Annotated in this window: 8 protein-coding genes and 1 pseudogene; 6 read left to right on the top strand and 3 right to left on the bottom strand. The window is 30.9% G+C overall.

Going from position 1 to position 7,657, the window contains the following annotated elements; all coding sequences use genetic code 11:
- Positions 1-457: 457 nt before the first annotated feature.
- The 3 genes and pseudogenes from IV36_RS11205 to IV36_RS11995 form a co-directional block, all read left to right on the top strand.
- The gene (locus tag IV36_RS11205) at positions 458-688 is read left to right on the top strand and encodes an ABC transporter permease (protein WP_235810325.1); all 231 of its coding nucleotides are present in this window, start codon (positions 458-460) and stop codon (positions 686-688) included.
- Between the two features lie 1,934 nt (positions 689-2,622).
- Positions 2,623-3,228 carry a recombinase family protein gene (locus IV36_RS11195; RefSeq protein WP_056992551.1) on the top strand — a complete coding sequence of 202 codons (606 nt, stop codon included), beginning with the start codon at positions 2,623-2,625 and terminating at the stop codon, positions 3,226-3,228.
- A gap of 128 nt (positions 3,229-3,356) precedes the next feature.
- Positions 3,357-3,545, top strand: a pseudogene (locus IV36_RS11995) (replication initiation protein); the annotation flags it as partial.
- Between the two features lie 36 nt (positions 3,546-3,581).
- On the opposite strand, the gene IV36_RS11190 reads toward IV36_RS11995, so the two are convergent.
- Positions 3,582-3,875, bottom strand: a complete 294-nt coding sequence (locus IV36_RS11190; protein ID WP_056992545.1) for a YciI family protein — start codon at positions 3,873-3,875, stop codon at positions 3,582-3,584.
- A gap of 108 nt (positions 3,876-3,983) precedes the next feature.
- Between IV36_RS11190 and IV36_RS11185 the strand changes: the two genes are divergently transcribed.
- Positions 3,984-4,562: a TetR/AcrR family transcriptional regulator gene (locus IV36_RS11185; protein WP_056992544.1), complete on the top strand. Its 579-nt coding sequence runs from the start codon at positions 3,984-3,986 to the stop codon at positions 4,560-4,562.
- A gap of 345 nt (positions 4,563-4,907) precedes the next feature.
- Here IV36_RS11185 and IV36_RS11180 read toward each other — a convergent pair whose 3' ends face one another.
- Positions 4,908-5,255, bottom strand: a complete 348-nt coding sequence (locus IV36_RS11180) for a type II toxin-antitoxin system PemK/MazF family toxin (RefSeq protein WP_056992542.1) — start codon at positions 5,253-5,255, stop codon at positions 4,908-4,910.
- Positions 5,255-5,518, bottom strand: coding sequence for an AbrB/MazE/SpoVT family DNA-binding domain-containing protein (locus IV36_RS11175; protein WP_056992540.1), 264 nt, complete (start codon positions 5,516-5,518; stop codon positions 5,255-5,257). The genes IV36_RS11180 and IV36_RS11175 overlap by 1 nt, the downstream gene beginning before the upstream one ends.
- Positions 5,519-6,095: 577 nt before the next feature.
- Here IV36_RS11175 and IV36_RS11170 point away from each other — a divergent pair.
- Positions 6,096-6,539 (top strand): GNAT family N-acetyltransferase, encoded by a 444-nt coding sequence (locus IV36_RS11170; protein WP_235810324.1) that lies wholly within the window; start codon positions 6,096-6,098, stop codon positions 6,537-6,539.
- 191 nt (positions 6,540-6,730) lie between these two features.
- Positions 6,731-7,318 carry an RBBP9/YdeN family alpha/beta hydrolase gene (locus IV36_RS11165; protein ID WP_056992536.1) on the top strand — a complete coding sequence of 196 codons (588 nt, stop codon included), beginning with the start codon at positions 6,731-6,733 and terminating at the stop codon, positions 7,316-7,318.
- Positions 7,319-7,657 lie beyond the last annotated feature (339 nt).

Here is a 7,657-nt window from a genome sequence, read left to right as displayed (position 1 = left end):
CTTTTTCTAAAATTGAGATATTGTTTATCCAATGACGGTACTGTCCTACTGTCAATGGTATTAAGTTTAATCTATCAGTTTCAATTATCAATGTTTTCCCCTTTTTCAAGTGATTGTTAGCTATAGATTTTATTGCGAAGTAAATGGCAATTGTCATGAAACTTGTTCAGGTAGTACTTATACAACTTCCATAAGACATCTTTTTTCCAATTTAATATAAAAATAATGTTAACTAATAATATTATGAAAAGCAATAATAAGTATAATTGACAAAGATAAATTATTTGGTATGAAAACTTTGAGGGGGAAAAATAACGTAGATAATGGACATTTTTTTAAGATATACAGTATTTATCAAAGAAGGATAAAAAACAAAAGATCTAAATAATAACATTTTTCTAACTCAAGTATCATTCAACCAGTCAACGTAAGGCATTATTTCAGATTGTTGACAGGAATGTTACTTGAATCAATTATCCCTACTGTCAGTGGTGGAATTATTGGTTTTTTAATTGGCTGGGGGCTTTCATCTTTGATATCCTTCTTTATCCCTTACCACATTCATGCAATCGTCACATTTGGTAACTTCTTGCTTGCTTTTGGAGTTTCTTCAACAGTTGGTATATTTTTTGGCTTATTACCAGCAACACAAGCGTCTAAGCGTAATTCAATAGATATTTTACGCTGATAATTACTTTTGTGAGTAAAAGTACTACACAATAGAAAAATATATAGTGAGAGATACAAACAGTGGAAGAGAATACATTGATTCATTCAAAAAATAATTAAAATTGTAGCGATTGCAGTTGTTGCTAATACTCAAAATAAGATGATTCTCTTTGTGCTATTTAGCAAATTTTTTGTAAACTCATTAAGGAATTTTTTAATTTCTTTTAAATTTGTTGGTTTTAAGACTAAGAGACTGACAAAATAGAGAATTATTCCTAATAACACCTCTAAGAAAAGAGATAATATATTGATTTTTACAGAGGTATTTATTTTGAGTACTGGAATAAACATAATAATTCCTGCTATCATATATTTAGGAATATTGATAAAAATATTCTTGAAATTAATTTGGTTTTTTATTCCCCACATTTATTGGACAAAAAAGAGAAGAAATATATTTACGAGTGATCTTGGAAAGTACAGTAGGAGGAGACAATTATGGGATTATACATATTAATGTTCGCCATAGTTTTAGGAGTTATTTTATTAGGCTTTGGAATAAGTAAAATAAAACAAAGACAAACGATTATAGGATATATTAAGTATTATAGGCATTGCATTTTTAATTTTTGCAGGATATGACATAATTATAATTTTGCATGCCCTTTTTGCTTAGATTAAGAACGAATGACTGCGTTGCAATATTATTAATAAATTACTTTGATTTCTATATTTTTACGGAAAATTCCATCAGATTTTTTTGCTATAGGTCATTATTACCTTTGAAATTAAGACTATCAATTTTATTTTGAATTAGTAAGTTTTTCAATGAATCTAAATGATACTGCTTATTCAGCATCTATTCGTGAGTTAGTCAATAAAATAATATTCAGAAACTTAATTCACTAACACAGGGTACGATATTTGTAACCTCTATTTAGGGGGACTATTGGTGTTGTTTTACACTCAATATGAAACGTTATGTAAACTAGGAGTGGTATGCTTTACATTTATTTTTAAAAGACGTATTCTACATACGTAGCGAGTTATTTGTAATTTTATTGTTATCGTGTGTATTGAAGATCACTATTTGTCAAAAAGTATCAAATGGGGGCTTGCAAAGTAACTTTTCTTGTTTTCAAAGTAATTTTGTAGTTAAAAGTTGAAAACTACATCAGACTGAGTAATCTCCAAATCAAAAAGGACTAGAGCCGTACACTCTAGTCCTTTTCTTTTTGATTTACATGCGCTCTAGTAATAGCTGGGCCATTACTAAAACTAAGCCGTACTCAAAGTTCAAGAATGACAGCATGCAGGGGTCGAGTAGTAAGTTAGTCATAATTTCATTGTCCTCCGAGGGTCGAAAGGATATTATAACAACTTATTTATATAACGTACATGTCCATTACCGAATTGGACACAAAAATCCCTCTACACCTTTTAACACTTTACAATGACCAACTCATATGAAATAGATAAGTATGGTTATCATAATACTCTAAATAAAATAGAATACTACTAAAGTATTTTTCCAATGATTAATAGTAAAGCTTAAGCTTAATAAGTGCTGAGGGTGAGTTCTAGGCCATGTTTAGCAAATAAGGTGGGTAAAAAAAGAGAAGGGTCCCTTTTTTTAATTGCCATACTACTGAAGAGATTAAACTAGTTATCCAGAATGTATTTAACAGAATTATTAGAACTCTTAAGCCTGCGGATAAGGAAGGTATTAAAGAATCATCTTTACAGGAACGGTATATTGAACATTTGGACACTTTTACCAATGTTCGAATGCTTGATAAATTTATTGAAAATGATGTGTATACTTTATTAATGGAGAATGCGTTAGTATCTGATGAAAAGTAACCTGGAATGGAATTTAAAGAAATAATGAATGTTGTTGAAATTTATCAGATTTTTTTGTACTTTATGAGTGTACCAAGGAGGAGCTCAGAAGTGAAGGTCGGATATGCGCGGGTGAGTACCACTGAACAGAACTTAGATCGTCAATTAGAGGCACTCAAAAAAGCTGGTATGCAAAAGATCTTTGCTGAAAAAATTTCGGGGAAGAATGTAGATCGGCCTCAATTAAAAGCTATGCTGGAATATATTCATGATCAAGATGAGATTGTTGTTTTGAGTTTGGACCGCTTAGGGCGAAGTTCACAAGATTTGACGGAAATTATTGAAGAAGTCCGCCATAAAGGCGCCGTGCTAAATATTTTGGATCTCCCAAGTTTTGCAGGTGTCGAAGACCAAAACCTGAAAGCTTTATTATCTAACCTAGTGTTGGAGATCTATAAATATACGGCTGAAGAAGAACGACGCAAAATTCGTGAACGGCAGCGGCAGGGGATTGAGTTGGCTAAACAACGTGGTGCTTATAAAGGTGCCGTCCGTTTGTATGCACCAGATTCACCTGATCGTCGTAAACGCTATCTGTATCACCAAGTAGTGCAAATGCTACAGCAAAATCCACCAGTGCCGATTGCACAGATTGCTAGAACAATAGGGACTTCGAGATCACAAATTTATCGAATTAAGAAGTTCTCCAATCTTTAACCAAATAAAAATGGATTTACGTGTATTATAGTCGTTGGAACGAACTGTTGACTGTATGTAATAAATTAAAACTAATGAAATTAAGGTTGAAGAATAAGTCGCTATAGTTTATCCTTTTATGAATATTAGAAGAAAGTGTAAATGATTTTCTGCAAGGAAAATTTCAAGATGAAAAACAGAAACTTTTGAATATCCAACATGATGGTGAACTAACAGATCAAGAGAAATGGCGTGCGAGGGACAAGGTTAAAGAGTTACCACTAGGTTTCACCGAAAAACAGGTATTAGCCGATAAAAAGATTGAACATGATAAAAAATAAGAAAGCAAATAAAATTAGCTTTCTTATTTTGAATTAATTGTTGGCAATAATCTTTTTAAATACAACATTAGATTTAGTTGGTTGAAACTCAATAACATTATATTCAGCTATTCCATTTTTGTAAAAAGGATCATTATGGTAAATATCTTCAGCGGCTTGTAGATCTTTTGCCTTACAGAGGATAACTCCTCCAATTCGAGGAATCTTCCTTCCTGAAAAAACAAAATTTCCATTTTTATAAAATTTATCTAAATATTGATTATGTTCATTCAGATATTTTTCAACTTCAGATATAGGTTCTTTGTACGTTAAACTAAAGAAAAACAAAGTGTTCACTCCCCAACGTGTTATATTATTTAATGATTAACCGAACCAATTCGGTGAATACATTCACTATATAGTAAGATGCTATATTTGTCAAAGGAGGATTTAATAATGCTAAAAAGATGTGAGCAAAAAGTTCAGACACGGGAGAATCTTTTCGAAGCATCAATTGAACTTTTTAATCGTAACGGTGTTGAAAACACCAAGATTACTGATATTGTTAAGCAAGCAAATGTTGCTGTGGGAACATTTTATGTTCACTTTAAATCGAAAGAAGATCTCATTAGTGCTATTTATTATGAAGGATTAAATAATTTTATGAATATTCATATTAAAGAAATTAGTCAATGTAGTCTAACCTTAAAAGAACTACTTGTGAAGATTGGGTTATTAGAATTTGATTTTGCCCAATCTGTTGGTGTTGAAGTAACTACAATAGCTTTTTCAGCAAATTTGCAAACTAATATGAGAAAGCCTGGGAATCACTTAAAAAAAAGGGAATTCTCAAATGAAATTCAAAAAATTATAACCAACCGAGCAAATAAAACAATGTTTGATAAAGATCTAATCTTTAAGGAATTTGAAACTATTATTCGAGGTGTAATGTTGACATGGTGTTTTGATAATGGGAAAAGTGATATTCACGAATTAGGAGAAAAGTTATTAACGACAGCGTTGCAAAACATATAATTAATCTAAATAGGAGGAATCAACAAATGAACATTTCAATCATCACTGCCCTAGTAAGTTTATTGATATTACTATTTGTCATATATATCATTTACAAACTTATTATCAAACTAAAAAATTAGGAGTGAATAAAATTGAAAAATACTATTCGTGCATTGCAGATATCCATAGTCGTTTTTATTTTTTCTCTATCTGTTTCAACTTTCATGTCAAATAACACAGTTCATGCAAGTAATACGTGTTTAAGGTACAAGTAACCTCTCGAAAATGTTGAAATAATAGCCCCCAATATCTCAATTATAGATATTGGGGGCTAGTGCTTTTATTATTAAATGATGCCTGTTTTTAGAAAAATTGCTGAATTTTTGTTCTAATTGAACTAATTTCTTGCTGAGACAAAGTAGCCACAACTTCTCCGTCTGATCGTTTTGTTGGATCAACAGCACGAATATGCTGTAATAAAGCTGTTCCGTGAATTTCTCCTGTATCTATCCTAATAAATAGTGGAGATTTAACATACTTTTCCAGGGTGCGATACTTTTCAGAAGTACTGATTGGTACAATTAACACCGTATTAAAATAGCGATTATAGTGATCGTTGCTCACAACTAAACACGGTCGTTTTTTCTTGGTTTCGGTTCCCTTAGATGGATCTAAATTAATCCATAGAATAGCTCCTTGTTTTAAATTCATTAATCAAAATCATCACTTTCTACGTCTTTACCCCAATCAATTTCTGTTGTACTGAGATTTCCGAACTTTTTTCCTTGTTCATCAACAAGTTGCCATAAATCAGGTTTACTGCGCACAATCATTACCTTGCCATTCGGTTCAATCTGCCACTCAATCGTATCAGTAGAATGAACATTTAGCAGCTCACGTACTGTTTTAGGAATTGTAATCTGATTTTTACTTGTGATTTTCGAACTAACTTTAGTTACATTATCTGTACTCACAATATCGTCTCCTTACTTTTTCCTTACATAAATAATAACATGATTGCTTTGATAAAACAAAGGAAAAAACTTAAATTATGCAGTAAATTATCTTGCTCATCAAAGGTTCTAATGTTTATAAAGAGGTTCAAGATACCTTACTTCATAATTTTAAAGAAGGTTACCACAATTACACTATATCTCAAGTCAGTAAAGCGATGCTCCTATGAGTTAGTGATGTCATACGATATAAAAATAAGCCTACGTCTTTAATCCAGATAGTACAGTGAAAAAAATATTTTTATTCACGATCCAAATATAATAACTAGTAAAAGCATACTGTCAATTGTAATATAAGGCTAGTTAATGTAGCTACTTTTCTGGTTTCGGAGACAAATTCCTACATGACTAGACAATCGATTTTAGTCGAGAAAGGATTAGTTAAGTCCTTCTAGTGCTGTAAAAATAAGGCTCGAGTCAACTATGATTGTTGAATTAACTTTCAAAAATTAAGAGACCAAAAAATGAAAAAAGCTAAAAGAATAAAAAGACAAGTGACGTAAGGTAATAACATTAATATTAAAAAAGAATTGGAGACGTGATACGCTTGATTACTGTGCTGAAAGATATTAAACCTCAAGAACTGGATCAAATACTAGCTATTTGGTTACAAAGTAATATTGAAGTCCACAATTTTATACCTAAAAAACATTGGATAAATAATTATGAATATGTTAAAGGAGAATTGCCTAAGGCAAAAATATATGCTTACCATAAAGACAGTCAGATTGTGGCCTTTTTAGGATTAACAAAAAGGTATATTACTGGAACTTTTGTACAAAATGTTTGGCAAAATAAAGGATTGGGAACAAATCTATTAAATAGGGTAAAGAACGAAAATACCGAATTAAATTTATCAGTTTATGCTAAGAATAAGACGGCAGTAGACTTTTATAAGAAAAATGACTTCTCAATTAGTTCCCAGAATACAGATACTGATGTACAAGAATTAGAGTATCAGATGAGTTGGAATAAAAAATAATGAACAGGGATTTTTAAATCTTAAGTCAATATGGTTATCAAACATTGATGACTCTGTAGAATTTGTAGACACCGAGGAGGTTTAACCATGCCAAGTAAAGCAGAAAAAGAATTAGTTGAACCCATTTTAAAAAAGTACAAAACTAAATAAAAGAAGTCATTTATAAATAATTAAAAGGTAGGTAAAAACAGATGACAGATAGGCAAATTTATATAATACCAGGTTTTGGATCAACTCCAGATGACCATTGGTTTCCATGGCTTTCCTCTAAATTAAATTGTCCACCTAATCAGCAAGTAAAAACTGTAAAATTACCAGACCCACAAAAGCCAAGAGTAAATTCTTGGTTATTAGCTTTGGAAAAGCAACTTTCACTATTAGACGAAAATACCTATTTGGTTACACATAGTTTGGGTGGATTAACTACGCTATTATATTTGAGTAGATTATTTCGTCAATCTCCAAATCTTAAAATAGGAGGAATAATATTAGTTTCAGGGTTTTACCAAAAAAGAGATAGTATGTCCTCACCAAATGAATTCTTTGAAGAAAAAATTGATTTTAATGTGATAAAAAAAATAACCAAAGAAAATATAATTGTTATTTCTTCAGCTAATGATTACATTGTCCCTACCAAATTAACTGATAATCTTGCACAGAAATTAAATGCTGATTATTATCGAAAAAAGGAAAACGGTCATTTCATGGGTATTGATGGCTATAAAACGTTTTCTTTACTCTTCACACTTTTGAATTATTTATTAAAAAATAAAAAATAGGGTAATTATCCATTTTGGGGGTAAGCATGATACATTTGGAACAGAAAAGGGACCTATGGCACAGCCCCTTTTTATACATAGATAAACTATATTCTATCACCAGTTAAATCAAAATTAGTATTACCCTCATAAGTTGGAACTGGTTCCCATATCAACCAACGTGCTACTAGGCTTCCCTTTGTCATAAAAAAATACTAAACTTCAATTAAATAATTAATAATCATATTGTTTTCTTTCAGTTTCTTATAATTCTTAACTTACCAATACACCTGTTGTTTCGCTAAAATGATAAGTTACTCCTGAAATAACTTGATATCCCCTTAACAATTTACCATCCGA

The organism is Liquorilactobacillus mali, assembly GCF_001437155.1.
Classification (GTDB): domain Bacteria; phylum Bacillota; class Bacilli; order Lactobacillales; family Lactobacillaceae; genus Liquorilactobacillus; species Liquorilactobacillus mali_A.
This window is presented reverse-complemented; position numbering and strand designations above follow the sequence as displayed.